Consider the following 26291-nt stretch of genomic DNA (forward strand, 5'->3'; position numbering starts at 1 on the left):
GGTAAGTTAGAAGCGATCCTATTGCGTTACCCATATACCAAGACGGTTGGATTTGGCTAAAAACATTGCCCCTTTTAAGTGAGGACTGATAGCCAAGGCATTTCCTTGAGAGACCTGATAAGTTGATAGATCTTTAATCCCATCTGAACCGGAACACACTCCCTCTGCATTGCTCTTTCCAGTTACGTCTGAAGGCAAGGCTGAAATGCGGCATGTAACAGAGGCATTCCCTAAAGCGTCAGCAAGGGTTGATAGGGCGTCTTCGCCACATCTCCATGTGGTGGCTCCTGACCGACATATTTCTGATAGGGGAGGGGACGAAATTCCAGCAAGATGGATGTTGTGCCCTGAAATCGAGATAACATCACCAGATATTACTTTTGGATGTCCAGTAATCACGCTCCCTATGGAAATACTGGCTGAGGAGTTTTTGTTGGTTGCGGAAGCGGTTTTGGATTTGTTATTGCTGGGGCTCTGCTTCTTTATACATTTTTTTTCAATATCCGATTTGTCCTTTTTTTGATCACCCCCTCCATACGTCATATCTTTAGCTTCATTAGTTCGATCTTCAGGTGATTGTACTTCGTTTCCTGTTTTGGAGTCTTTACAAGGATCTTTCCCTTGATCGTCACTTGCTTCGGATAATCCAAGCAACTTTCGTTCTTCCGGGGATAGCCCATTCTCAGGGTCTGAATTCTCGGCCCCGTGCTGGTTGACTTGTTGATTTTGGGAGGAAGTTTGTGGCCCATAGGCCATCCCAGACTGATTGGCATAACCGAAACCACTGGTTGAAGGTAACGTGCCGTAAGCGTTAATCCTGCTGGCATCCTGCAGCGTTGATCCCTGGATGGATGACGCTGAGTATGGTGTCATAAACTGCGCATGAACAGGGATTGGCAAAAGCGCAATCCATATACTCGAAATAGATGTGCAGAGTAGGGATATAATACGTTTATTAGTATACATGCTTCGCTACGCTTTCGATCGACCATCGTGATCTTAAAAAGCGTAGCGATTAGAATGCCAGCAAGCCAATCGAAAATAAATATTTCGAACTATAAAGATTATTGCATGGAGAATTATAAATCAGAACTGCACAGGACGTGACCTGCCAATCTTAAACTAGAAAGTCTTTTTGAGAGATAACTGATCAATTCATGGCTATGGCTGAGAGTGCGAGAAGACGCACTTTGCTGTATTGTGGCCGTGTTGTCATCGCAATTGGCACTATCATCTAATTGATGGGCTGGGTTTACCTTGATGTGCGATGGGAAGTTTGTGAACACTGTTTTGCCTCGTTGATTGAATTATCTATCGTTTAGACTTGCTAATTAGAAAAACCGCACGTCCTATTGAATTCTTGCCACCTTTTTAACTCCTGGGTATTTGGTCTTCCAATTCCTCTATCCTTCTTTAATTTTGGCGCGATTATTTCTGTAACATGATCATATTCATTCCCCCTTTCAAGGGGCACATCAAACATGATACGGCGGTTTCGGCCTATGGTGAGTTCCTCATAGCATTCTGCCAATAGTTCACAGTCCAATAGTGCTCCGTGGCCCTCGCTATTCCTACGATCGAGATTAATTTTAAACCTTCGACAAAGCCCGTTGAGACTATTGTCGGCATTAGGGAATTTTTCACGAGCGATTTTGAGCGTATCAATAACTTCGTTGGGTAATAATTTTTGCCCGGAGCTGCATCTTTTAATCTCGTTGTTTATCATCCTAATGTCGAATGAGGCATTATGCGCTACAATAGGGTCATTCTGAAGAAATGCGAAAATCGCACTAATCTGGGATCCGAATGTAGGCTTATCCTCAAGAAACTGATTTGTAATTCCATGAACTGCCAGAGCATCAGGATGAACCGGCGTCCCCTCAGGATTAAAAAACATATGATATGTTCTTCCCGTAGGTATTTTATCCTGAAGTTCAATCATTCCAAGCTCAATGACACGGTCTTCTATTTTTAAGCCAGTGGTTTCTGTATCTAGGACAACTTCCCGCCCTGTATTCCGATTTTCAGAAATGTTCGTCATTTTTATCCACTGAAAATTAAAAAAATAGACTTAACTCGGCTGGTGATACTTTTGATTAATTTTGGTCTTTATCATTGTGTCTCAGGCTTGCGAAGGGTGGGGAATACCCTGATGTCATTTTTATGGCAACCTTCATTTTTTTTATCATAGCTATGCGTTGGATTTATACCGTAGACCTGTCATCAAGGCCTATGGTATTTTTATATATCAAATATGGCCTTAACAATAATCAGATCCAACAAGGTTTATTAAATGGTTAGATGGACAGAAGCAGATTTAGAGAGATATCTCTCTAATGCGCAGAAGACTCAGCGTTCTGCATCTGCCACAACACTTCATGCATCCGTACAGAGTGATAATGTTGCCACCAAGTCGGCCTCTTTAAAAAAGCACAAAAGAAGTAGACATCCGGTTTTAACTGAAAGCAAAACAAAATTACCGTTCGTTAAAGCATTTTTGCCTTTAATCCCGAAGCCTAAAGCTAGAGCTAGGACATTCATGAAGCAGGAAGCGAACGCCTGGGTGAATGTCGATGGAGAAGGTTCTGGTGGGCCTATCATGAAAATGAAAAGCATCACTCCTACAGCTACTCGCGAATACGAAAAGATGATCCATAATTTAACCTATGGAGCGATGCTAGAGGCTGGTATTAAGCCTTATGATGTGCCCCTTTTTAAGGGGACAATCTTTTACATCCCTGGTCAAAATGACGAGTGGCCTACCTCTATAAGAGATGGAGATTTGGATAACCTTGAAAAGGCTCTTTATGACGGCATGAATAAAGTTGTTTTTAGTGATGACAAACTTATTGTAGCGGAAATACATGCGAAAGTTTGCTCAGAAAGGCCAGGAGTAGAAATGCTTATCAGGCCAGCATTAAAATGTGATGTTGATAATATGAGGAAAAGTATAGGTTTTTTATGATGTGTTTGGCGGAAGGGGTGGGATTCGAACCCACGGTACGGTTCCCCGCACGCTGGTTTTCAAGACCAGTTCCTTAAACCACTCGGACACCCTTCCGTCTTGATAAAGTAGGGATATTTCAAAGATAGAAAGTGGTCAAGTTATTTAAGACCACTTTCTGCTATAAAAATTTGTCTTATTTTGTCTTATCAGGCGTTATGCTTTTCGCAATGAGACTGATGAAGTAAATCGAGACAAGCCTTTTCATTTAAAGCGAACATAAACTCTTTAAGGCTTAATTTTTCGCCTTTTGATAGTTTTTGTTTAATCTTTGCTGATATGTGAGTTTTAATCCTGCAACGCGCACGTTGTGCTAGATAAAAGGATTTATCCTTTAGCGCGTAAAGGAAGCACTCAACTTCATTTTCTGGATCTGGAACGCGCAGTTGCAGTTCTTTTGTCCATATTAGTGTGTTTTTTATTTCTTCTGGCGGATCAATTTCTTCAGGTATGCTGAATATCTTCATCTTCTTTAAGATGGGGAATGTTCTGCTTGTAAACCTGGCAATAATAATGCTGCCCGATAGACCGCCCAGGATTGGGAAGAACCATAAGAAGAGGCTCATAGGCTCCAAAAGATGTCCTGATGCCATTGAGAGCAGGGCGGCCGATTGTGCGGGCACCTTCTGTATCTCCGCATAGAGGGCGATTGTGCACACGATACCAATGGCAGTTGTCCAGCTAAAGCATTTGATGCAGGTCGACCAAGACAGTGCTTCATCATCGCGCTGCTGTGTGCCCCATGAGATGCTTTTCCGTTTTGCCCAAAGCCAGACGAACTTTGAAATGAAAGCCATCATCAGAGGGGCGAAGAAGAAAGTGAAGATGGTTTCAAGTGCCATGCTTGTAATTAATTTGACTGTTCCCCCGCACGATGCCGTTTTCTTTTGCTTGATACAAAGAATGAGCGCCAATATGCGGGGGGCGAACATAAACACTATTGAGGCTATGAGCATAATAATTGAGGGAACTTCAATCTTGCCAATATCTTCGTTGCTAAATTTCCCTGATTGAATAAAGCTCACCATCGTTGGTGCGGAGATAAGCAAGAATATTCCCCAGATTGGTGCAGATAAGTAACCCATAAAGCCAGTTACAAAATTTTCACGGTGGATCTTTTTTAATCCATCGATGAACAGAAATCTCGTGTGCTGGAGGTTCCCTTGCATCCACCTCCGTTCTCTTGCCATGAAGCCGATAATGTTGGCCGGTATTTCTTCGTAACTTCCCCCGATATCTGGCAGAAACCACACTTCATATCCGGCTCTAGCCATGAGCGCAGCCTCAATAATATCATGACTTAAAGGCTTACCGCCCCAAGGTTTTTTGCCGGGCAGATCTGGGAGCAGGCAGTTTTCCATAAACGCCTGAGTACGGATCATTGCGTTGTGCCCAATATAGCTTGCGTGTCCCATATGCATGGCCTGAAGTGCATATGAGAAGGCGGATCCGTACCTTCCGCCAGCGAACTGCTGCATCCGCCCAAAGAGGCTTTCTCTCATCACAGGTGTAGGATTTGTCTGAAGAATCCCTAGCCGGTGATTGCCTTCCATCATGCGGAGAAGGGTATGGATGGTCTTCCCGTTCATAATGCTGTCAGCATCCATAACGAGCATGTAGTCGTATATTTTGCCCCAGCGGCGACAGAAATCAGTTACGTTGCCAAGCTTGGCATTTTCATTGGTGGTCCGCCATCTGTAATGGAACTTAATTTGCGGACAGGCCTGTCGTGCTTGTTCTAGTGCAGCTAATTCAGCAATTCGGTATGATGGTTTGCGACTGTCCGAGAGTAGGAAGAATTCGTAATGAGCCCCCGCCGCCTCCACATTGTCTAACAAGGATGTTGCAACCGCGATCATCCCGCCCACAACGCGATGTGGATCTTCATGATATACTGGGAATAGGATCGCGACCTTGGCGTCTGAGCGTGGGTTACAGGCCGTGTGAGCTGGGTGCCAAGGGTTTCCTTTCGCCCCGCGAATAGCGTGCCACGTGCCGATCATCAATTTGGCAAAAACATTGATCATGAAGAAATTCATGATCGCCATGAGAGTGATTAGAATGTCCACAAGGAGGGTGGATGAAGTCTGTACGGATATCATCATAGAAGACAGCGCCGTCATAAGCGCCGTCAATGCCAATGAGACCAAAGTGGTCACACGACGTCTACGTTCCACGACTTTAGGCCAGACAGGATCCTCGCCTACATGCTTGTCTCCCTGAGCCTGTAAATCAAAAAAGCGGCGCCGAAGGGCCGCTTTCCAGGATGTTTCCATGATAGGCGTACCAATCGGTGTCCTGTCTGGAGGAGGGGTATTATCTGGCGGGGTGTTATTGTCCAGCCATTCAGAGAGATCCTCCCAACTCTGGATGCGTTCCTGCTCCTTGTGTGCTTCTGCCGGGCTAAGCCCGGACAGAGCTAGATAAGGGTATGCGTCTAAATGATCAGGCTTAGATGCATCCATAATCAGGGCCTCGCAATCAATGCTGGTTCGGCCATTTGGAATATAGTGTTTAGAACGCGAGCGACCGGTATGATGGGAGACTCAGCAACATAAACAATATCGTTGTTTTCCATTGGGAAGAGCTGTGAAGCCGCGAGGCCATCCCCATCAGTCCAGGAGAAAGTGAAGAGTGTCGGCTTTTGCCCATAGTGTTGGCGGAATATGAAAATCTTGGTGCTATTGGCCGTATTCGGATTGAGACCTTGTGATGCAGCGATAGTAGCAGCAAGGCTTGGAGATTTGGCGAAACTCAAAAGTCCGTTTCTTACAATACCCCCACCAAGCATGGTAACCTGCACCGCAGGTCGTTTGCGAATAATGACCTTATCCTTGGGGTGCAGGGTGATGTCTTGGTCAAGGGCGGCCGACATGGGGATGTCAGTCTCTACGCCATTCCGTACGACAGCAACAGTTATAGCGTTTGTGCTGGCAGTGTCGCTTGATGAAGAAGATGAGCTATTTTCGTTGAGAGTGGTTGTGCCGTTACCTAATCCAAGTGTAATAGCCTCGGATAGCGAAACGCCTCCGGCATTCCATGGGACGATCTGAGGTTGCCCAGTTGCGCCTGTAACCAGCACACCTTGATGTCCTTCAGCGACACGCACTGTCACATCTGGATTGTGAAGAATGCCAAGAGCTTTGTATCGAGCCATAATGGCTGATCGGGCCTGACTTTCTGTTTTTCCGGCAACTACTACCCGCCCAGCGTAGGGGAGAGTGACACTACCAGATGCATCGATCTGAAATTTACCTAATGGTGTGCCTTGGATGCCCGATGCCATGGTAGGTGATGAGGCAGACTGAGAAGGATCAACCCCTAATCCACCGCCACCGCCACCTTCGGAAAAACTCCAAAGAGAGATTTGGAGGTCATCACCAGCATGTAGACGATAGTCATTAGCTGCCTGGGAAAGCGCAAGATGGTTTAATGCTGCAGTTATTTCTGACTGCTGACGATCGTGCGCTTCAGTTTGCATCTGAGCAGCCATGTCTGGAGTGACATGTACAATGCTTACAGACTTGGCTTGTTCAATTTCCCCAGCTAGAGGGCCGGCATTGGGCATTGATGTGCCGCATGCTGTCAGAGAAAGAGAGGTGGTAAGGGCAAGGGCGACTGAAAGCCGCTTACGGAAGGATTTATCGAACATAGTAAATGAGCGCCTTATATATTCCGCCATTTATCCGAGAACGGCATAAAGAATCATGGAAACGATGAATACGATGGAAACCCACTTCAGACTGTAAGGGCCAGAAGGGGACTTAGGGTTGGACGGGCTTCCGATCATTTCAACGTAGTAGTGGTTCTGGGCTGCATTGATACGAGCTTGCTGTAGAGCCGCGCCGGCGGCTTCAAGTAGCTTAGCGTCAGTTTCGCGCTTGATGGTTAACCCTTCATAGGTGGAAGCAGATGGGAACAAGGTCTTGGCGCTATTTAGGGAATCTTGTACGCCACCATTTATCACTGCCATTTGGGACTGGAGAGAAATGGCTGAAGGGCTGTTTGGCGCATTTCGGGAAATAGCTTCAAACTGACCTTTAAGCTCAATCCTCTTGGTGTTGAGCTGTGAGGCTTCATCCAGTAAAGACGCATAGTCAATTTTAGGGTCTAAAGCGCCACTTTGAGCCCGCCATGCAGCGATAGCGATATCATCTTCTGAGAGGGCTTTTCTAAGCCGATCGCATTCCAGTTCTGCAGCAGTAATGGTCTCGGCATCCTGCTGACGATCTTGATAGTTCAAATTGACGATAGCATCATGGACTAATGCAGTAGCGATATTATGAGCGTCTTCAGCAGTCCACCCGGTAACTGTTAATTTTGCATCACCGGTATTTTCGTCAACGTCCATATCAAAAATACGCTGATAGTACTTCCATAGCGCCACATCGCCTGTACCTTTACGCCATGAGGATGAAAGGCCCCCAACGCGGGTTACAAAGTCACCTCGGGAATAGAGTTTCTGAATGTCGTATTGGCTATTAATCGACTTAAACTCATCGAAAGTATCTAGCCGGTCTTTAAGCATCCAGATTCCAGGTGAATCATGACTGCCACCAAGCAGAGAAGAAATCGAAGAGGATTGTGATTTTGCTTGCTCAACAGGGCTGCTTACGCGAAGAACCGCCTCTGACTCATATATTGGCGATGCAATTAGCCCAAAATAGATGATGGTGCATAGATTTGGAAATCCCACTAGCGTCAGAAATAGAGGGGATTTAAGGAATGACAGCTTAGGGGGCAAAAGGCCTTTTTGGCTCTGAGATGATTTTGGTTGGCTTTGTTCAATGGCCACAGGAATTTCAGTTCCACGCTGTGCAGTGTAGGGCGGATTCGAAGTTTTGGGAAATATGCTTCCAGCAACATTCGTTTCGGACATGAATTTTACCTTAAAATCCAGACATCTTATGGAGAAAAGCCAATTTTCAGACTTTTTCTGGTTTTTCAGTATTCTGAGAAGGTTATGTCAAATAAACCTTGGATTTGGATATATGAGGATTGAATGTTTTCATCGATAAAATCCCGTTTCGAGGTTTCATGTAAAAGTTAAAGAAGCTTTGTTCCGCGAGATAAATAGCATAAGGCCTTTATTATATCAAAGCCTAATCTAAAAATGACAAGGACAAAATAAGGCCACACCCTTCCGCCCACACTGGGGAGGGGGATATAGCCTTGTCAGTTTCATATTCAGAAATAACAGAAAGTGGTTGGAAGGCTTAAAATTGAATACGCTCACGGAAGTAGTCATCTAGGGTCATGACGCCGTCTTCTCTTACGGTTATTTCTAAGCCCTCAATGGCGCTTGCCACGTAAGGCGTGTCTAACCTCTTTCGTTCAACTCGTTCAGCATGAAAGTGGCTTACTGCTCCAGCACATTCTATATGATGCGCTTCTCTTCCGACATTATTCATGCAGTACCAAAACGTCCGGTCTATTTTCTTTACCCATCTAAAGCCACTGGAAGCGTTAACGCCAGCATCACCGCCACCCCATTTAGCCATAGGGCCGCCAGCGCCATATATCGCCATCATTGCTGTGTTTAGAAAGGCGTGGGCATTGCCTCTTCTGTTCAGATCCTCAACAAGTTGTTTGTTTGAAAAATATTTGGCCATCTGCTTTCTGGTTGAAGATTCCGCCTCTTTAGGGGACTTTGAGGTGCAATGAATCAAATCCAATATGCCGCGAAATTCATCAACAGGTTTGCCTGATTTATGTGTGTAATTTAACCAGGAGAGTATCGCTATAGCCTGCATGTAGTAAGGTGCGTTTTCAATACCAGTCCAATGCGCACCTAATTGACTTTTAAAAGTTTGTTCTGCTTTTGCTATATCGATTTCACCATTAGTAATAGTTATCCCATTTTCTTTCATCCATTGCTGTGGGCTTTTTGCCGGATCTTCTGCGGGGCCAGCAGATTCAGGCACAAATTGTGAGCTGTATTTTGTCCCTTTCCAGGCAAGTGATTGGTATTCGAAAAAGTTGGGACCTGATTTCACCCATTCTTTCTTCGTTTCAATAAGCCTTGAGATAAAGGTTAATGTGAGTATTTTTTTTACAATGAAGGATAGAGTTTTAGACTTATAATCAGCCAGAAGAAATTTTCGGGCCGGTTTAAATGTTATCTTCTGATTAAAAATATAGGGGACATTTGTGAGTTCTTTTCCTGTCAAACTGTATACTGTTTTATAAGACTTCGTTGGTCTGTTTTTGTATGTTTTCCAAAATAAAAATCCGACCAGCGCCACGTAAGCCAAAAACATATGATAAAAACTGGCGATATCTTCCGCAATCCACAGAGTGGTGCTCCAAGGGACGGTTCCAATGAGCATTGGGTGATGCATATAATAATCTATATAATGCTCAATTTTTAGACCGTTGGCGTCTCTCAATAAATGTATTTTGTCTAGCAGGTGATACTGCCAATCAGCATTGCCTAGAATAATAAACTCTAAGGGCGGCCTCACCCATGGCCAGAAAAAGATAAATGCAAGCCAAATAAGCAAGGCCACCATAATGACCGCTTCTTCACTCCCCATAAGGGGTGGGGCTTTTTCACCGGGCCGGGGAGGAGCCATTATCCGTTTTGCCTCTGATTGTTGAATCCGGGTGTCGCAGATCTAGCTTCCTGCGAATTATTTACTTTTGATGAGCCAAAAAATAACTTCGCATAATTTGCCGCAAACCGTCTCTGATATCGTAATTTCGGGATTATATTATGAGAGTTGTATAAACCTACAGCTTCCGCAAGATTGCCGCCTGCTTCGTCAACATATGTGCGGAAGACCCAAGTGCCGATGAGTATATTATAACAACCCCAATCTCTTACTGCGGACCAGGCCGCTTTTCTATCACCGCCAAAATGAAAGCTCGCTACATCAGGTATCCACCTACTATTTACTTGCATGGGACCCAAATCGTAAGTGCCGTTATCATTGTGGTGTTCCATTCCCAATTGACCACCTTCTGTGCGTAGTAAGGTAAGGATAATGCGATAGGGGATGTGGAACGCATCAGCGGATCTCAGGATGCATGTCCTTGTAATTGGGGTTTGTTGTGCATGAGCTGAGCGGGGTAAGAGTGCTATAAAAGCGCATATTACCCAGAAGGATAAAATTAGATGCCGAAGATGTTTTTTTTCTTTTTCTCGTCTCAGGACCATTTTCTTCACACAATCACTCAATAGCGCACCGGGCGGGTACATATATGTTGTAATAGTGACGAACGGCCAGACGATATTCAAGGCTAAGCCCCAAAGCGTGGATGGGTCTTAATAACGGGAATTGCCTCTAATTTAAATTCTCTCTTGAATTCGCGATATAATGACCAACTCCCCATTCCAGAATTGAGGAGATGCTGACGTTATATTTACGGGACATCTCTTTTATGATGCTGTGAGAAGCCTCATCAACCCAACCTCCAAAGAAAAATTTCCCGCGATTGCAAGTGGCATCCTGAGGTCTCGCTTCCGCAGATGGCCCTCCCTCTCTATGGTCACGGTTGATCGTTATGTTTATCTTTTGATCGTCTCCCACTTCAGAAGAAAAAGTATTTATCGCGTATTCAATGATATGTAATTTTGTAATACCGTTTTTTCTGCAAATCTGTTCTATTTTATCATGTAGGTCAGGCTGTATAAACCCAACAACTTTTTTTCTAGATGTTTTGTTTTTATTTTTTTTCATTTGAGATTCCTGTGGTTGTCTAGATTTTCCACTTTCTTTTAGAATAATTATAGTTAAACATTTGGCGCCGGCAATGATTGCTTTTCATCAGGACTAACTGATGCTTTTTCAATGGATAGCTCATTTCGCTCCAGTGAATGAGTGGGTTGGTGCTGAGATGTGTTCGCCAGCAACGTAAATCCAGTTTCCGAAGGGATATGGCAAAAAGTCTGGAATGCTTCAGGTGTCATCATGGCACTGATTATCTTCGCACTTAGAACCTCAGCTTGTTCAATAACTGGACTGTGGACCTGACTGTGCGGGGAAATGCCATGTCTTATTGTAAGGTTAGTTGCCTCACCGAATTCCCCATGGAAAATCCGCTTAGAAATGTCGCTGATTTTTCCCACGCCTTGATAGTCAATAAATTTGTCATCAAGATTGACCATTACCCAGACAGGGCAGCCTTTCTGTTTATCTATGATCGCAGATATGCCTGGTTGAGATGTTCCGCTTCCACCTAATCTTCCTGCGATATCCAGATACTTGAATATCGCCATGGCCAAAATATGTGAGCCGCGGGTGTTATTTAGCTCCAAATCAGCAGCATCCTTACAAACATTCTGCAATGTCTGGCCGGCGAGGCTTAGGTTGTGAATGCTTCCGTCACCTGAAGCAATCTGCAGATTTGGAGAGGTCTTTAAGTCGGAGCACAGAGAGTTTTTCAAGATATTCTCTGGTGCAGCCCGATAGATATTTACCTTTGCTTCGCTAACTTTTGTCTTATCGACAATTACAAGCCGTGTCCGACTGTCATCCAGCCGTCTAAATTTGAGGGCATCAATACCATTTTCCAGAAGGAGCTTTTGAGCTTCTGATGGGATTCTGTTCATTTCCCAATCTAGATATTTATGCGGAGGTATTCTTCCTTCCTGAGTAAGACTTTCTAGCCAAATCACTAGGGAATCCTTTAGGGGGAAGCAATCATTATCAGGTACTTCGGCGATATTCGTGAAACTGGTTGTATACCTTCTTAATGCGCAATCGACATTTTTGGGTATAGGGGGGACATCTCCATCTAGCATCGAAAATATGCCTGGAGTGGTTTTGTCCTCTATCCGGGTAAGAACCCATGCGCTCCGCTTTTTAAGGCTCATCTCAATGTATTTGTCCGTAGTGGCAAATTCAGATTCTTCTGAGAATTTTAGTTTTCGGGGATGCAAGGAACAAATTTAATACCCAAGCGCCAAAACCTGCATATGAGGGCATGTTATGGTGTCGATCCAGGCGCTTAAAGCCACTGAACATAGCATTGGGAATGTGCGAGATTTTAGCGGATATTTAAGGTAACGGTATTGAAGTCGTTATCCATGCACGCATTGCGTGCGTCTGGTAGAGATGCAGTTCTACTTAGGGTTGAGTATGAATTGGCAGACCTCTGTACTACCCGACTGCCGTAATCTGTAAGAAGTAACCTGATACATATTCGCATGGTCGTAGTAGGGATTTCTATTGATGTGTGGTCAGAATATCCCACGATTTTTACGTCATGACCAAGAATGGCCAGGGTGCCATCTTTCTTATAGAACTCTTGGGAAAGTGTGCCCTGAGCTGAGAGATCGGACGTTGAAATATCATAAGAATGAATTGCTGAGACTAATGATTCAGTGGCCTCAACAATCTGCCCTAGCTGTACTTGAATTGTTTTTTCGTGAACCAGCTTAAGCCCCTCCGAAACCAATGCTGCACCGAGTGAGGTAAGCAGGGCTACCATCATTAAACCAGCTCCCACCTGAAGAGGTGTGTAACCTGCTTCTGATAATCTGTGGTGTTGGGCCTTAGGCTGGGAAAGGAGCATTAGTAATGGTTTCTGGACTTGTTTCGGATAGCTCTGCTTCCTGAAGGGTATAGGATCCGTCCTTGCAATCCACTTCTTTGTTGATGTCAGGGGCTAGTGATGAGGCTTCCATGCCAGAAAGGGCTTTGCTTAAGGAGGGCAGGCATAAGGCCTTTGTTTCTGGATCATCGGGCTTAAACCGTACCGTTTCCCCGTCTGTCGTCAGAGTCATTCCGAACAAAGAGCCATCTTTATTATATTCGGCAACAGTGCATATCGGTCGACCCTTAGAATCATCTTTCACGTAGCAAATATCTATCAGACCTGGTGAGGTCTTGATCAGGGCGGGGGACGTTCCTGTTCGGGCAGACAGGGATGCAGGATCAACGAGGACGGTGTTGCCAAATTCTTGACCAGATTTTAGCCTTGAAAAAGCAAGTGAGAGTTTAGTCATGTCGGCGCTATTGCAGACAAGGATGTCAGATGAAGTGCCATATGTGGATATTAAATCATCTACGATAGAAGTCGCAAAGCCATCTCGATGATCGCCAATATTCACAGAGTTGAAGGCAGCATTAATTGCTTCAATAGATTTCGAATTTCCCAATGAAATGTATGTATCATTCAATATTTTGTTAAGCCGATCTTCTGCTTTACATTGATCACTTGGAGTTACTTGCAACTTTCTAAATAGATCCTTCGTTTTTTTTACAACACTGCGGGCCGTACGTCCGATGATGCCTCCGAATTTCCTTGAGGCTCTTGTCCAGATTGAATCTGAAGCCCGTAAAGAGGTAATTGCAGAAAGCCCACTAGCAACCAGTAGGGCGGCAGTAGTGTAGAGAGGGGTGACAGAGAGCGATGTCGTTGACGTAAGGGTTGCTGAGGCGGCAACAGCAGTACCCATACCTAGGAAGCCGGTAGAAAGAGCGGTGAGAGATAATTTGGAAATGGTATCTTCTAGCATCAAAAGCTTTGGAATGTGACCTGTACACCTATTCCAAATAGCTCCATGCATACGAGCATCTTTCCATTCTAAAGATGACTTGAGTTTATTTGTGCTGAATGTGCACTCATTGAATATCGGAGTGATAAAGAAAGAAGATGATAGAGAGGTTCCTTTCAAGTTGAGTTCTATAAATTTTGTATCTACGCCATGGGCGCTTGATAAATCAGAGCCGTTCATATTGCATCGTTGGAAAGAGGCTTCATCGAGAGTGATGCCTGTCAGGGCGGATTCAGAGAGGTCCACATCCTCTAGATTTGAATAAGAAAGATCAGAATATTCAGCTCTTAGATTTTTCGCAGAAAAGTTGGAGCCCTTTAGCTTTGTCGCCGATGCAGAGCAAATCAGAGCATGATCTATAACGCTGTGATCAAATACACAGCCATCTAGCTTAGAGTATGACAAGTCGGCATGTCTCAGGTGTCCGAAACTAAAATCGGTTTCAGAGAGATTGGTCCACCGTAAATCTGCAAAATCCAGATTTTGAGAGTGAGCTGAGACAAAAGAAGAAAAGCTTTCAAACTTTCCTTCTAAATCTATGATGGGCGCCTTATCGCTTCCTTCAACGAATGATATTGTAAAAGGCCTCTTTTGAGATGTCATATGACTACCTCCTAGTCGAACACTCAAGAGAGACTAAGGTGCGGGAGAGGGTTCGAAATCAGATGTTGGGGCTGGTTCATGTTCCAGATGACTATCATGAGCATGTTCTGGGAAGGCTACCTGGAGTTTGTTCGAAGCAGTCATGACAGATGTCTCGATGTTGTTGTAGGCATCTCTAACGGTCAACACCTTTCCATCTCTAGTAAAGATCTCTCTATTAGCCTTGATGCCGCTTTTGAAAACATCTGAGCAGTTTGCTGTGCCACCAGAAAATTCGGCATTGAGGAATTTCAACCCCGATGTCGGGCCAAGGAGATGAAGAACGTATAGGTTGGTAAGCGTATCTGACCCAGGGCCGTATTTTCTCTCAAGTACGCCTTGGTTGTGTTTGATCGCTTCTGCGGCCATCATGGTCGCAACAGGAAGATTGTCTCGCAACTTTGAGATAAATTTCTCAGCATCTTTACTGTCGACTTTGAGCTTCCCTTGGTCATCACGTTCAATATGAGATGCTGCAATTGCAAGACCGCGGCTATGGTTCATTCCGAAATGGTCAATCGTGTCCAACCATGAACTTTTAGTAAACTGGAATGCTCCTTCTGCAGAAGACCTCGTGTTGCCTATATGCTGATTCATACGGCTTTCAAGGTATGAGAAAGTAGCCAAAAGGTGGCTACTCACCCCAGTTGTTTGATGAGCGTAAGAGATCGCTTTTCTTAGCCGTGGAGAAATGTCGTCTAGAGGAATCTGACGAACGTCATCTGACTTGACCGGCTGATGCTGAAGTGGTCGCGCTATCTTTGGCGCCTCGTCCTTTGATGCGGCGGAGGTGGCTATGGATTTCAGATGGGTTCGTAAGCTTTTACCCACCTTGCTGCTGTTTGCTCCGGCCAATGGGACATTATCAGTCTTCAGAGAAAGATGAGGGGAGGAAGACTTAGGAAAATCCAGGGTTATGAATTTGGTGACCAGATGATCTTTGTTTTGGGGATCCAAAACCATAAGAGGGGTTGCTGAGAATATACCAACAACCACAAAGCCTGCAGCTATTTTTCTTGTGGATGGCTTGGATGCAGAGTCTTTAATCTTGTTAAAAAATGAGACAAAATCCTTACCCTCTGGTACGCTTATTTTCGTTCCTTTGGAAAGGAATTTAGCCAGAAGGGGCATTTTGGTCTGGATTTGCCCAATATCATGCTCATTGATCAAAGGGATCACGACTTAGCCTCCTTTCTGGGAATGATTACTTCATGCAGGCAATCATCTGGCGTTGAATAAACCAGAGTTATCGAATGGGCTTTGTTTAGTAAGTCCGTGAAGCTTTTTTCTATGTAATAAGTGGATTTGGTTACCTGATCTCCACAGGTAAATAGGATTTTATCAGAGTTCAGGACAAAGCCATCTGGTACGAACTTCGTGTCATTAAATGACGCGAAGATCGCTAACTCTCCAGCTTTATTAACCGCTGAAGATAAGGCTATGTGACCGTGAGTCTGAGACATATTGGCTTTCTCTAACTAAAGAATATCCGTGGAATTAAACTAAATTTCTATGCAAGAGACAAAGTCTGAAAGACAAGGCCTTTATTCCGAGTGACCTGTTCAGTACGCTTTGGGATGACTTTTGGCCTTTGTTAAGGTCATTTTATTCCTTAACCTTATAACACTCCATGGTGGAGTTTTTGTTGGCGGGAGCGATGGCGAAGACTGGCCCTCGAAAAGATTGGTCGAGTGAGGATAATGTCGCGCTAATAGTGCTGTGGCATAAATTCTCTAGTGTGGCGTTGATCGCCCTGGCTCTCGATCGATCCAGATCTTCTGTTCAGACGCAGGCATCAAGAAAAAAACTCCCTCAGATAAAAGGGGATATGTCTCGCCATAGGCAAAAATGGACCGCGGATGAGGATGATTGCCTCGTAAAAAACATAGAGCGATTGAAAAGGAAGGACGGCCTTGTGCCTGCCTTGGAATTGTCTAAGGAAATGGGTCGAAGCATTGACGCCATTATGGCCAGACTTGAGTCTATGCACCGTAATGATTTGATTAAAATACTATGGGTTCCTTCGTTAAAAGACCTTCTAGGAAATGAAGCGGATAACGTTGAAGCATTCTTGAATGAGCATGGCAATTCTTATGTAGAAGAGAAAAAAATAGAGACTAAAATGGTTACAGCCGCAGGGGAAGTTATAAGGCGGAAGTGGCCGAAAAACTTAGATTGCTTAAGATGCAAACAAAAATTTCTTTCCTATGGGCCTGGAAATAGAATTTGCCCGAAATGCCAAAAAATCAATTCAGAAATGGCCGATTAGAGAAACCGCAATTGCTAGGTTTTGCCTTGTCAGATGTGCCGTAAAGCCCCGCCCTTCAGGTTGGGAAGAATGTCAAATCAAAGACCGATAGGCGGTAGATAATCGCAAAAAGTTGCTCCTTTCCCTCTCCTGGCTAGGAGGAGGCAGAAAGGAGCCTAGATAGCTTTCTGCTATTTCAATCTTGTTTAGCCGGGATCATTCCCGGAGGTAGGTTTGAAGGCTCACAGTGCTTGCTAGACTTAGCCTTTGAAAGGGAATGAGACCTAGATTTTTTTTGAACCTTAGGTCCTTCCTTTTGAACCGGAGTGGCCGGTCTGTCAGCTAGACGTTCATTCTCCTTACGTTTTTGGAGGTTCATTAGGCTGTCTAAAGTGATCCCGCCTGAATCATTTCCCCCTGATGTGTCATAAACCGGAGGGCGCATCGTTATGACGATGGATTTGGGATATTCCATAAAGACGCTATCAACAGCATCGATCTGTAAGCTACCTACTGCATCAGCTACACCTCCGGCCGAAGGATGAGCAGGGATCTTAGCTTCGCCGCTCCACCCATGATAGTTGGCGCATTTAATTTCAAGGGCCTCGCGTGCCCGAGTAATGTTAATGTGCTCTGGAGCTTGATAAACCTCCCATGAGCCTCGCTTGTTGCCTAGCAGGCAATGCCCACCCTCAGGAGAGGTGTGAATAAAAATCTCCTGGTCTGCTCCTGATCCTTGTTCCTCACTACACCCGGTTAAGGCAGAAGCAATAACAAGTGATAGAGCGAGAGCGGTTCTTCTGTTTAGAATCATCTTAGAGCCTTGTTTTTATCTTGCATGCAGCCAGAATAGGCACTAGGGCATCATCAGCCCCTTCGGTGTAGAAATTAACAACAATATGACTGTTATCGGGGTCATTGTCCGATCCAATCCCTGTAATTGCTTGCTTGGTGCTATCAGTCATATTGGGGGAATTAGAATCAGGTATTAGCTTAATAGAGAGCGTTTTGTCTTTGCGGATGCTATTGGCAAAGTTAATTGCCTCGTTGTTATCCCACACTCCTATAGCCGTTCCTGCTTTGGAGGCTCTCCATAGATTGTTTCTACTGGTCTTGTCCCCATCCATCCGCTGTTCAGATAAGATGGCCTTAAAATTTGATGTTTCAGTTTCTACAGGGAATGGTCTCTCACCAAATTCCACATATGCATAAATAATGCCCTCTCTACATTTTACAAAAAGGCCAGGGTTTTGGCGTGACTTGCTTTTTGTATAACCGGAAGCTGCCAACCCTGCTGCGCCCGGGGAAAGGGACCAAGCACCGGTTTTAATAGTCGAGGATGGTGTGATTTGAGCTGATGAAGTGACGACATCGTAGCAGTGCAGTCGTTCAGAGGGATTCGAGTTGGATGCGCAAGACCGCAAATTATCGGATACGCGAGATAAAATCACACCCGATTCAGCGCTGGCGGATATTGATGCGGAAGAGGTCGTTTGTGAAGGAAGGTGGATACGAGGATGTTCGCCGTTATTTTCAGAGATGGATTGATGATCTGGAGTAGATGAACTCTGTGCAAAACATCTCTCATCTATCAAATCACACGCAAAGCCTATGAATAATAGGGTTGGTATTGCGTAAAAGCGCCAAAGAGCCATGGTGCGTAAATTCTCTTATGTTTTTAATGTAGAAAGGTGGCTAACAAGAGTTTTATCGGAGGGCGAATTGAGCCCTTTGGTAAATTATAGCCAGAGAAAACTCTATTTCCAAAAAGATATGTATACCAATTCATCTGTGGACTTGGACGGCGGCAAGTGGCAAATGTTTTCTGGGAGATGCAGGAGTAGGGAAGGCGCGATTAGTTTTGCTACCTGCTTCAACGGAAGAGGGTGCTTATTGGTGGGCGAGCGAGAATTAAGTGAGGATCTGATAAGGTTTTGCGTGCTTGATTTGGGAGCAGTAATAGTTTTTTGCGTAACTGCCAAAATTCTTATCGCCAATTTACTCCAGGTTGAGGTCGTTCAGAAAGTTTTCGCTCTATTAGCCCAGAACGATGCGTATCTAGATTGGTTTGCTCGTCATTATCCCAATGATCCTTTTACCGGATTTTGCGACTTTATTGAAAATTCGATATCAATTGGAGCGATCATCTTAGCTATTCTTATAGCTTCTTTTTATTGGTTTTCCGCTAGATTAGTAGGTAGGCGAATAGGATTTTTTAGCCATTGACTAAAGGCTATATCTTCGGCCATTTGATTAGATAAAGCTTAAATGGCTTTGGAGATAGTCTATGATATGTGTGATTGTGGGGCCATCTGGCTCTGGGAAAAGCACTTTTGCCAAATATATTTGCCAATTCGGCGGTGTAGAAGTGATTTCAACTACCACAAGAGATCCACGCCAACATGAGACGGATGGTGTCGATTACAATTTCATTTCAAAAGATCAATTTCATAAACTTGTTGAAAAAGATGGCTTCTTAGAATGGGCCGAATTTTGCGGTAATTTTTACGGCATCACCAAGCAAGCATTGTCTGATGCTTTATCTACTTCGCCACAGAATTGTGCTGTAGTTGTCGCCGAAATCAACGGGTATCGCAATCTTCTTAAATTGAGCGACAAATTAGGTCAGTATGTTATGGGCGTATTCTTATCCATAGATAGGGATACTATTTTGAGCAGGTTGGAGAAAAGAAACCTGCCTAACAAAATTCTAGAACAAAGAATATCTTTGATAGACCTAGAAATTAAGCAAGAACTTGAACTGAACCAGCGTCAGGAAAATTTAGTTTTAACCAATCCTAGCCTTTCGGATATGAAGGAATACGCAAGAATTATTGCACAATCGTCTTCAAAGGAAGTTGTGCCTCCTTTTGTTTTGTCTTAGCAAAATATATAAATTCTAAGAAACCATTGTAATCCCAACTCCATTCCTGAAAATGGAGTTGGGGAAGGTCAGGACTGAAAGGTCTTTTCGTGGTACAAGAAGTAAACCTTGCTGATGGCCCTGCCAGGGGTGTCATCATTTTAATTTCTTCGCCTTCAAATAAAGTTGTCGCATCTGCAACTGATTTCGACCAGTCCAGTTATGGCGGATTTGCGTTAGGTCATGCGCAGGAGATCCGGTGTAAGAAAAAAGTCGCTAAAAGCCTGGTTGAGGCGAACTGTAGCTTTGAATTGCGTGACGCGATTAGCCCAAGCGTAGCAAATGACATTTTAAAGGACTGTCTTAATAGTGGATGGAAAATGACCATCTTAAAGGTTGGGCATCTAGAGGATGACTGACATTTGCAGGGTACCGTCTTTTCATGGCGAGTTCTGGACTTCATCACAGAAAGAAGGAAATAGCCTACATTCTTTTACCTATAGAGGTTGTTATAAGGCGCAGTTGCCTAGGTTCTTTATATCTCGTTTGACGGATATAAATGATATTGTTTGCGATCCATTCATGGGTAGAGGCACAACTCTGATTGAAGCCTCACTTATGGGACGTATGGTAAACGGCTCTGATATTAACCCTATCTCTCCTATGATTGTCGCTCCAAGGCTTGAACCACCTTCATTGGAGAAGGTGGTAGAGAAACTGGACGAAATGCAGTGGGGTGTATCGCAGAAGAAGTTAGCCAGATGGAAAAGACGGAATCCTCATCAATGGGATGAAATGGAGCCTTATTTTCATAAGGACACATTCTCCGATATTTTAATGCTTAGGGAGCGGTTTCTTGGGCTTCCACCATGGTCTAGCTCTGTTGAAGCCTGGATCAGAATGGTAACCATGGCCATCCTAACCGGGCACTCGCCGGGTTTCCTTTCGCGATATACTCTTCCCCCTGGCAGCACGGCTTATCCAGATGCCCAAAGACGGATCAATGCAAAGCATCGCAAGGGATCAGAGCCTAAAGATGTAAAAAAGCTTATCATAGCAAAATCCGCAAGACTTCTCGCAACTGGAATTATGCCGGCCTCTCGTTTTCCAACACTTGATGCATCATCTGCTGATAACCTTTCTTTATGCGAGAGCCAGACTGTTAAACTGGTTATGACTAGCCCTCCTTTTGTCGACACTATTGATTATGCAAAAGAAAACTGGCTGCGGATGTGGTTTGCCGGGATAATTGATAGTTACGCAGATCTGCAGTCTGAGAAGACCCCCTCGATATGGCGGTCAGGATCTATAAGCGGATGGGAACAAATGATGGTTGGCGCGATGCGGGAGATGTCTCGTGTTTTGGTGCCCGGAGGGGTGGCCGCTATTGAGGTCGGCGAGATTAGAAATGGGACAGAGACATTGGATGATAGAATCATCCGTTTGTCACAAACGGTTGGTTTAATTCCTTTTGCTCTTTTTGTTCATGAGCAAAATTTTACCAAGACCTCCCATATCTGGGGGGTCAAGAACAAAACTAAGGGGACAAACACACATCGGATTGTTCTTCTCAGAAAGCCAGGCGGAGTTGCTCTAAAAGGTGAGGATGTCCTTGCCTCGGTTGGAAGCAATTAAAATGGCTTGTCAGGGCGATGGAATGGAGCAGAATATTCGTTTCTATCTGCGCAATTGCATGATTGAAGAAATATCTGAAATTCAGGTCGAAATCTCAAAGATATTTCGTTTTGGCCCGGCATCTTATCATCCTAAGGATAAGGAAAGGTGCAGCAATGTCTCACGAATGTCCGCTGAAATAGGTGATTTGCTTGCAGTCGTAAGATTGGCTTTTTTTCATCAAACAGGGGAGGATGCCGAGACATTCTCTACCGACCATCTAAAACTCGTGGATGCAATGCACTGGAAGGACTTGACCCTCGAAGATGGTCATTTCCTTAACTTTCTTAAAGACTTTCAGACCTGTCTTCTCAAGGGCGCACTTGAAATTTCTGAAAAAAATATCATCACAAAAACTACAAGATGTGATTTGAACAATTTCGTCCGCCGGATGCTGATCTTAAATTATATCGATATTAGCTCTTACACCCAACACTATCTAGGCAAGATACCCAAGGTTCTTAACCTTGCGCCCTTTCTTTCGCCGAAAAAGGGGACGATATTTAATATGCTTGTCTCCTGAACTTCTAGATGGCAGTACGATGTGAAAGCAAAATCTACGAAGTAGACAGAAGGATACGAAAAGAAGCATGAAAATTAAAACCCATCCTCTCATCTCCCAAGCAATTCTGCTGTCTTCTCGGATACTTACTGAAGCGAAACCCACGCATGATGCTGACAGTGGGACCACCACATTAACTCTGTCGGCAAAAGAAACTCACCTGCTTCAAGCATTGCGCAACCTGTTAACTCAATCTCTAAGCATAATTGAAACTGATTCACATCCAGATGTCAGTTACATCATCGTTTCGTATCCTGATCCAGAAATTGTCAGTCAAGATCCAGAAAAGGATTCAGCGCCTCTTTACTGGAACAATATGATGGGATGGACTCTAGACATCACTGATGCAGAGCATTTCACATCGACAGACTACGCTCTTCCACAAGGCGAAAATGTCATGTGGTTAACCAACAGACGATGCGAAAATCGCAACATGGTCTGACTGCCACTGAAAAAATGAAAGCCCTGATATATTGGGAAAGGTATGCAACCATCAGTGTTCTTTTAGATCTATTGAGTTGTTTTCGCTGCTGCAATTTGGTTTCTGGTGCGTTCCAAAGATATCAGGGCTTTCATTTCTGACATAGTGACCTGAAGATATGGATTACCGGGTTTGTCAGAGCTGCCCCATGGGAATAATCTCTCTCCATCTAAAATGGTCATTTCCCCTTCAGCATCCATTAGTCTTATACCAGCGGTGTCAATATCTTGGCACTCTTCTGCAATTCGCTCATTCCTTGATCCAATTTGTGCATCCACATTATCAGGTTCACGAGGCTTGGATAATAGGTTCAGCCCAGAAACAGCGTTGTGCAGCATCTTCAAATCCGAACCGGGCATCATCAATCGCGACATTCTTTCTTTCAGAAACTCCTCCTGATTTGGCACTGATCCTCGGACATATGCCAATCTGTCGGAGCCATTTAATGCTCTCCACTGCCAAATATTAAACCCTTGAGTTTCACGTTCTGGTTTGGAGGGGTCACCAAATTTCATCCTCCTCATAACATTCCGAGCGTCTTCAACGCTTTTGAAAATGTCAGGGCATACTTCATAAAGCACCTCTGGGACGGCTATTCCCCCGGTGCGTCTTACTGCATCCCACAATTTGCTAGGGAGGTGATTACACTGTCTCGATAAGATAAAATCATTCACGTGAATGATGTCATCCACTATCAACCCCTCAGGGATGATGGATGACATAGCGAACCACACAGGTGGTTGCCCTTCACGATAAACTGGTCTCAGACGCCCCAGGAACTGCAGTAGTACTTCTTCTCGATATTGTTTTTGAATCATGGCCGCCCATGGGGAGGGGTAGCGTGGAACTTGCATAATTCGAACATCACCGCTGCGATGTCTTATGCGCTGTTCTCCCATTGGTGGCTGGAGGGGAGCGCCCTCCGCATCAAGGCCGTCTCCTCGTGAGTCATAGGGTCTTTCAGGTGTCTCGTCATCATAAGTCAAGGCAGCGGCCAGGCCGTCAATTGCTCTTGTCGGAGGTTCCATTCGGCCTACAGATAATGCTGCCGCATGAAACTTAAACATATCCAGTCCACGCATGGCGCCGAAGTGGCACCAGTCGACATTATCAGGGCAGACCCAGCCCGAATTTATCGCCCGGCGTAGGGCAATATTGGTGCCTACCACGATCCGGCCCATCCCGTACAATGATGATACTGCGGAAATAGCTTTCCTGGTTCTATCAAGCCTTTTGGCTTGGCTGACCCTTTTTTGCTCTGATCCATCAACTCCACCGATGAAGGATGAGGTGGAATTGGTTTCATTTACAATGCCGACAATTCTGACATTTAGTGACCGGCCAACGTCTTGCACAACATCATGCGAGACTATCCGAGCATCTGAGCCACCCCATATCTTTCTGATGATTTCAGGTGATGCGGAAGCGTCTAAAAGAAGGAACGGTACACCACTCCAATTTGGTTTCGACCTCCAGGACAGCCGAATAAGATCGCTGCCATCAGAGGCGCCGGAATTTCCCGATAAAAGCTGGAGCCTATAATCTTTATGGCCCTTTGCCGCATTTGGGATTGATTTTTGATGGGCCAGACGTTGCTTAAGGCTGTGGATGAGAGCAGGGCTCCATCCTAATGCAATATATTTTGTAATTTCGGCTTCAAGTTTTCTGATGCCCTCGTTTTTTAGACGATCCTGAATTAGTTGATGGACTCTTTCTTCTACAATTTTCCAGAATCTCAACTCCTCATGAATTTCTTTGCCAGTCGGGCGAGAGCATAGTTCTAGGAGATCTTCTTCGGATGACATGGGGGTGATGGTAATATCCCTTTGTGTCGCGCTCCTCATTACAGCTAGGGCACTCTCGACCAGAGGCAAAGCTCCTTCACTTTCCCTTCCTGGGATATTCAGTGGATGATTCAGAATGGCTTGAGCCGGACATTCACCAGATTTCATGGCATCAAGCGTGATAGAGCCAATTTTATCTCGATCGGCCAGAAGATCTTCAGGGGTAACCCCCTGATCCTTTAGCTTCTTGGTCAGTCGAGGCCTTTTCCTAGGGGTGGTCAGTGTTGTTGAGTGCAGTGTTGTTGTGTGGAGAAAGAGGTGATGTACACGCTCATCTGCCACTATCCCGCGAACATCGTGAAGTTCTTCAGGAATGGGCATGGCTAAAAAAGAATGGGGAGTGAAAATAATGTGACTTTTCTGGATTTCATCACGCTGCTTGATAGCTGGGCATGTGTCATAGAATTCGCATTTGATTTCCTCGGCTTCCCCATCCTGATTTTTTTTTGTTGTTTTGCAAAGTGAAGCAGTCCCCAATCCAGCTTGGGATACCATCTCAACCTTTTCCGGTAGCATACATCCAGCTTTGACCTTGCCAGCATAGACCATGGTCTTTACACCGCAGTTTTCAGCATCTCGGCGTAATTCTGTAAGCCGGGCAGAGAGAGCTGGGTCGTCTTCATGCAGGAGGCCGAACTCTTTTGCCTGAAGGGTCAATGCTTCATCAGGAAGGCTTCCATCTAAATTTAACACCTGAGCGCGTGCTCGAAGTTCCTCAATGTTGGAGTAGGTGGGTAGGAGCATAACCCATGGCCGCATTGGGGCTGGATTATCCTCATCTCTATCATGTTGCTGATCTGGATTGTAGGGGATGTAAGTCCGCGGATCCATGGCAAGGCGCCGAACGGTCTGAGAGGTTTTCCCTGCGCCTGTCGGGGCTTTCAAGATATGGATTCTGGTTTGTCTGCACTCATATGCAAGCCCCTCCGCGGATCCGTACACATCTGAGAGAAAAGCGGTTAGGGCGGAGGTGATGCCTTTCTGAATGTCGTCTGTGACCAGTGATCGATCTTCTATAAGAGCGTTATCTTCTGGAGGAACAGGTTCTCCCACTTTCATTGTGGAGATGAGTTGCTTTCTCGTTTTTACTGGTCGCAAAAAAGAGAGATCGTAGATATCATCGTTAAGAGACGGGATAATGTCCTGGGAGGCAATGTATGACTTTCCAGAATTCGCCCGGAACGTGATTTTTCCATCAAGGACTTTAGAAATAAGGCGTCTGACGCGGCTTGAGACTTCTTTTTTGAGTTGAGCCCCTTGCCAGCGCCCGCCAGTTTCTCTTTTGGTCGTGCTGATAAAGCTATCAATTACCTCAGAGCAGATAATGTCATATATATTTTTTTCTTGGCTCAGTATCTCATTAACATGAGATCTGCAGGCGCTTGTGACTAGAGCCTTGAGATACGGGTCTCTTCCATCAATGACGATCCCTTCGTCATCCTCGACCCATTCTGTCCCAGCGCCTGGTTTGGCTGGCTTAAAGACCCGTTTCCCACTGGCATCTGTTGTATGAACGAAGGTGGTAGAAGCGTCTCCGCCTTTGTGAAACGGGAATTCATTATCGACTTTTACTAAAAAGTCATTCACCTGTTCAGCGGTAATAATCGGGGCGGCAGAAGGGCTTGCTGTGATTGGGTCTAGTTCCCCCATCCAGACAAAATGTCGTCCTGTTTTATGGTGGCGACCATAAAGCGTGACGCTTTTCCCTGTTGATAGAATTTCGACACCTTGACCAGATTTAACCGTTTTCCCTTCATCATTCTTTTTAGAGAAGAACCTTGATGTGCTATCGATGGGATCATCATCTTGATGTCGGTAAAACAGAGCCATTTTGGGGGCTCTGCCGACCCTACGGAAAGGTGTGATGCCGAACACTTCAAATGCCATTTTTTGAATGGCGATAGATTGCTCCGGGTCAGTTACGTCAATGTCGATTACAACAGCGTTGGCTGATGCTGGGCCGAGCACACATGCAACATTCATCCCGGAACATTGCTTCACACATGCATCAATAAACTCAGGTGTAGGGAGTTTGGTGGCAAGTTGATAGTCTTCTGAAACTTTGATGACGCGGTAATTTAGACGCGCTGGCAGTCTGTCACCATAGGGTTCCTGAGGGTAGATTGACCACCCATTCTCAGCGATTGTCTTACCGACATTCCCAAAGAGCGCCTCCCCAGGCATGTCCTGCTGGGACATAAGTGTGCCTGGGCCATTGGGGACCTTAGAGTCCATAGCCTTGCCTTGCCAACATATTGTTCCATCTCACGGGATGATCGTAAGTCTATGTCCTGCATGAGACAAGGCTATCCATCACGGACAAAATGAGAACATTGATTTTTTTAAAGACATATTGGGAGTGTGGGAGGTTAAATGGGCAATATGACAAGGCTAAATCGTTTTGTTTGGTCACTTGAAGTCTTGTCGCTACCCTTAATCAAGAAAATGGCTTTCCCCTTTAAACTAAGG

At 44.9% G+C, this 26291-nt stretch carries 22 protein-coding genes and 1 tRNA gene; 8 read left to right on the forward strand and 15 right to left on the reverse strand.

All coding sequences use genetic code 11. The annotated features are described in order from the left end of the window. Positions 1 to 18: 18 nt before the first annotated feature. Together FCN51_RS00055 and FCN51_RS00060 are read right to left on the reverse strand one after the other, a co-directional pair. Positions 19 to 900 carry a thermonuclease family protein gene (locus FCN51_RS00055; protein ID WP_160255955.1) on the reverse strand — a complete coding sequence of 294 codons (882 nt, stop codon included), beginning with the start codon at positions 898 to 900 and terminating at the stop codon, positions 19 to 21. A gap of 427 nt (positions 901 to 1327) precedes the next feature. Next, entirely contained in the window at positions 1328 to 2041 is a 714-nt protein-coding gene (locus tag FCN51_RS00060) for an exonuclease domain-containing protein (RefSeq protein WP_124296553.1), read from the reverse strand. Between the two features lie 252 nt (positions 2042 to 2293). On the opposite strand from FCN51_RS00060, the gene FCN51_RS00065 reads away from it, so the two are divergent. Continuing rightward, entirely contained in the window at positions 2294 to 2965 is a 672-nt protein-coding gene (locus FCN51_RS00065; protein WP_160255956.1) for a RusA family crossover junction endodeoxyribonuclease, read from the forward strand. A gap of 6 nt (positions 2966 to 2971) precedes the next feature. Here the strand turns inward: FCN51_RS00065 and FCN51_RS00070 are convergent. The 10 genes from FCN51_RS00070 to FCN51_RS00115 form a co-directional block, all read right to left on the reverse strand. Continuing rightward, a tRNA-Ser gene (locus tag FCN51_RS00070) sits at positions 2972 to 3061 on the reverse strand. A 92-nt stretch (positions 3062 to 3153) separates the two neighbouring features. Then, positions 3154 to 5469, reverse strand: a complete 2316-nt coding sequence (gene mdoH, locus FCN51_RS00075; protein ID WP_160255957.1) for a glucans biosynthesis glucosyltransferase MdoH — start codon at positions 5467 to 5469, stop codon at positions 3154 to 3156. Positions 5470 to 5471: 2 nt separating this feature from the next. Beyond that, positions 5472 to 6656, reverse strand: coding sequence for a polysaccharide biosynthesis/export family protein (locus tag FCN51_RS00080; RefSeq protein WP_160255958.1), 1185 nt, complete (start codon positions 6654 to 6656; stop codon positions 5472 to 5474). A 30-nt stretch (positions 6657 to 6686) separates the two neighbouring features. Then, positions 6687 to 7883: a hypothetical protein gene (locus FCN51_RS00085; RefSeq protein WP_124296557.1), complete on the reverse strand. Its 1197-nt coding sequence runs from the start codon at positions 7881 to 7883 to the stop codon at positions 6687 to 6689. Between the two features lie 337 nt (positions 7884 to 8220). Continuing rightward, positions 8221 to 9579, reverse strand: a complete 1359-nt coding sequence (locus FCN51_RS00090) for a secretion/conjugation apparatus DotM-related subunit (RefSeq protein ID WP_124296558.1) — start codon at positions 9577 to 9579, stop codon at positions 8221 to 8223. 711 nt (positions 9580 to 10290) lie between these two features. Then, a complete protein-coding gene (locus FCN51_RS00095) occupies positions 10291 to 10686 on the reverse strand; it encodes a RepB family protein (RefSeq protein ID WP_124297644.1) in 396 nt (131 codons plus the stop codon). Between the two features lie 53 nt (positions 10687 to 10739). Then, complete coding sequence (locus FCN51_RS00100; RefSeq protein ID WP_160255959.1) at positions 10740 to 11624, reverse strand: hypothetical protein; 885 nt, start codon at positions 11622 to 11624, stop codon at positions 10740 to 10742. A 371-nt stretch (positions 11625 to 11995) separates the two neighbouring features. Continuing rightward, positions 11996 to 12442 carry a hypothetical protein gene (locus FCN51_RS00105; protein WP_160255960.1) on the reverse strand — a complete coding sequence of 149 codons (447 nt, stop codon included), beginning with the start codon at positions 12440 to 12442 and terminating at the stop codon, positions 11996 to 11998. Between the two features lie 61 nt (positions 12443 to 12503). Then, the gene (locus FCN51_RS00110) at positions 12504 to 14111 is read right to left on the reverse strand and encodes a pentapeptide repeat-containing protein (RefSeq protein WP_124297641.1); all 1608 of its coding nucleotides are present in this window, start codon (positions 14109 to 14111) and stop codon (positions 12504 to 12506) included. A gap of 33 nt (positions 14112 to 14144) precedes the next feature. Beyond that, on the reverse strand, positions 14145 to 15329 hold the full coding sequence (locus tag FCN51_RS00115; protein WP_160255961.1) for a hypothetical protein: 1185 nt from the start codon (positions 15327 to 15329) through the stop codon (positions 14145 to 14147). Between the two features lie 478 nt (positions 15330 to 15807). On the opposite strand from FCN51_RS00115, the gene FCN51_RS00120 reads away from it, so the two are divergent. Then, positions 15808 to 16419, forward strand: a complete 612-nt coding sequence (locus tag FCN51_RS00120; RefSeq protein ID WP_124296564.1) for a hypothetical protein — start codon at positions 15808 to 15810, stop codon at positions 16417 to 16419. A 175-nt stretch (positions 16420 to 16594) separates the two neighbouring features. Here FCN51_RS00120 and FCN51_RS00125 read toward each other — a convergent pair whose 3' ends face one another. Then, a complete protein-coding gene (locus tag FCN51_RS00125; RefSeq protein ID WP_160255962.1) occupies positions 16595 to 17212 on the reverse strand; it encodes a hypothetical protein in 618 nt (205 codons plus the stop codon). A gap of 1 nt (position 17213) precedes the next feature. Beyond that, on the reverse strand, positions 17214 to 18053 hold the full coding sequence (locus FCN51_RS00130) for a hypothetical protein (RefSeq protein WP_160255963.1): 840 nt from the start codon (positions 18051 to 18053) through the stop codon (positions 17214 to 17216). Between FCN51_RS00130 and FCN51_RS00135 the strand changes: the two genes are divergently transcribed. From FCN51_RS00135 to FCN51_RS00160, 6 genes are all read left to right on the forward strand, one after another. Continuing rightward, positions 18052 to 18624 carry a hypothetical protein gene (locus FCN51_RS00135; RefSeq protein WP_124296567.1) on the forward strand — a complete coding sequence of 191 codons (573 nt, stop codon included), beginning with the start codon at positions 18052 to 18054 and terminating at the stop codon, positions 18622 to 18624. The two genes, FCN51_RS00130 and FCN51_RS00135, sit on opposite strands and share 2 nt — an antisense overlap. A 61-nt stretch (positions 18625 to 18685) precedes the next feature. After that, positions 18686 to 19282, forward strand: coding sequence for a guanylate kinase (locus tag FCN51_RS00140; RefSeq protein ID WP_124297636.1), 597 nt, complete (start codon positions 18686 to 18688; stop codon positions 19280 to 19282). Between the two features lie 89 nt (positions 19283 to 19371). After that, a complete protein-coding gene (locus FCN51_RS00145; protein ID WP_124296569.1) occupies positions 19372 to 19680 on the forward strand; it encodes a hypothetical protein in 309 nt (102 codons plus the stop codon). Further along, on the forward strand, positions 19673 to 20896 hold the full coding sequence (locus FCN51_RS00150; protein ID WP_160255964.1) for a DNA methyltransferase: 1224 nt from the start codon (positions 19673 to 19675) through the stop codon (positions 20894 to 20896). Before FCN51_RS00145 ends, FCN51_RS00150 begins: the two co-directional genes overlap by 8 nt. Before the next feature lies 1 nt (position 20897). Beyond that, positions 20898 to 21458, forward strand: a complete 561-nt coding sequence (locus tag FCN51_RS00155) for a hypothetical protein (RefSeq protein ID WP_160255965.1) — start codon at positions 20898 to 20900, stop codon at positions 21456 to 21458. A 67-nt stretch (positions 21459 to 21525) separates the two neighbouring features. Beyond that, a complete protein-coding gene (locus FCN51_RS00160) occupies positions 21526 to 21939 on the forward strand; it encodes a hypothetical protein (RefSeq protein ID WP_160255966.1) in 414 nt (137 codons plus the stop codon). A gap of 68 nt (positions 21940 to 22007) precedes the next feature. Here FCN51_RS00160 and FCN51_RS00165 read toward each other — a convergent pair whose 3' ends face one another. Further along, positions 22008 to 26021: a bifunctional DNA primase/polymerase gene (locus tag FCN51_RS00165; protein ID WP_160255967.1), complete on the reverse strand. Its 4014-nt coding sequence runs from the start codon at positions 26019 to 26021 to the stop codon at positions 22008 to 22010. Positions 26022 to 26291 lie beyond the last annotated feature (270 nt).

The organism is Acetobacter pasteurianus, from assembly GCF_009914215.2.
GTDB lineage: Bacteria > Pseudomonadota > Alphaproteobacteria > Acetobacterales > Acetobacteraceae > Acetobacter > Acetobacter pasteurianus.

Excerpts from the sequence above, each read along its gene's own strand:
- FCN51_RS00060 (WP_124296553.1), bottom strand. The coding sequence starts at position 2,041 with ATGACGAACATTTCTGAAAATCGGAATACAGGGCGGGAAGTTGTCCTA.
- FCN51_RS00065 (WP_160255956.1), top strand. The coding sequence starts at position 2,294 with ATGGTTAGATGGACAGAAGCAGATTTAGAGAGATATCTCTCTAATGCG.
- mdoH (WP_160255957.1), bottom strand. The coding sequence starts at position 5,469 with ATGGATGCATCTAAGCCTGATCATTTAGACGCATACCCTTATCTAGCT.
- FCN51_RS00080 (WP_160255958.1), bottom strand. The coding sequence starts at position 6,656 with ATGTTCGATAAATCCTTCCGTAAGCGGCTTTCAGTCGCCCTTGCCCTT.
- FCN51_RS00085 (WP_124296557.1), bottom strand. The coding sequence starts at position 7,883 with ATGTCCGAAACGAATGTTGCTGGAAGCATATTTCCCAAAACTTCGAAT.
- FCN51_RS00090 (WP_124296558.1), bottom strand. The coding sequence starts at position 9,579 with ATGGCTCCTCCCCGGCCCGGTGAAAAAGCCCCACCCCTTATGGGGAGT.
- FCN51_RS00095 (WP_124297644.1), bottom strand. The coding sequence starts at position 10,686 with ATGAAAAAAAATAAAAACAAAACATCTAGAAAAAAAGTTGTTGGGTTT.
- FCN51_RS00105 (WP_160255960.1), bottom strand. The coding sequence starts at position 12,442 with ATGATGGTAGCCCTGCTTACCTCACTCGGTGCAGCATTGGTTTCGGAG.
- FCN51_RS00110 (WP_124297641.1), bottom strand. The coding sequence starts at position 14,111 with ATGACATCTCAAAAGAGGCCTTTTACAATATCATTCGTTGAAGGAAGC.
- FCN51_RS00120 (WP_124296564.1), top strand. The coding sequence starts at position 15,808 with ATGGCGAAGACTGGCCCTCGAAAAGATTGGTCGAGTGAGGATAATGTC.
- FCN51_RS00125 (WP_160255962.1), bottom strand. The coding sequence starts at position 17,212 with ATGATTCTAAACAGAAGAACCGCTCTCGCTCTATCACTTGTTATTGCT.
- FCN51_RS00135 (WP_124296567.1), top strand. The coding sequence starts at position 18,052 with ATGGTGCGTAAATTCTCTTATGTTTTTAATGTAGAAAGGTGGCTAACA.
- FCN51_RS00130 (WP_160255963.1), bottom strand. The coding sequence starts at position 18,053 with ATGGCTCTTTGGCGCTTTTACGCAATACCAACCCTATTATTCATAGGC.
- FCN51_RS00140 (WP_124297636.1), top strand. The coding sequence starts at position 18,686 with ATGATATGTGTGATTGTGGGGCCATCTGGCTCTGGGAAAAGCACTTTT.
- FCN51_RS00150 (WP_160255964.1), top strand. The coding sequence starts at position 19,673 with ATGACTGACATTTGCAGGGTACCGTCTTTTCATGGCGAGTTCTGGACT.
- FCN51_RS00155 (WP_160255965.1), top strand. The coding sequence starts at position 20,898 with ATGGCTTGTCAGGGCGATGGAATGGAGCAGAATATTCGTTTCTATCTG.
- FCN51_RS00160 (WP_160255966.1), top strand. The coding sequence starts at position 21,526 with ATGAAAATTAAAACCCATCCTCTCATCTCCCAAGCAATTCTGCTGTCT.
- FCN51_RS00165 (WP_160255967.1), bottom strand. The coding sequence starts at position 26,021 with ATGTCCCAGCAGGACATGCCTGGGGAGGCGCTCTTTGGGAATGTCGGT.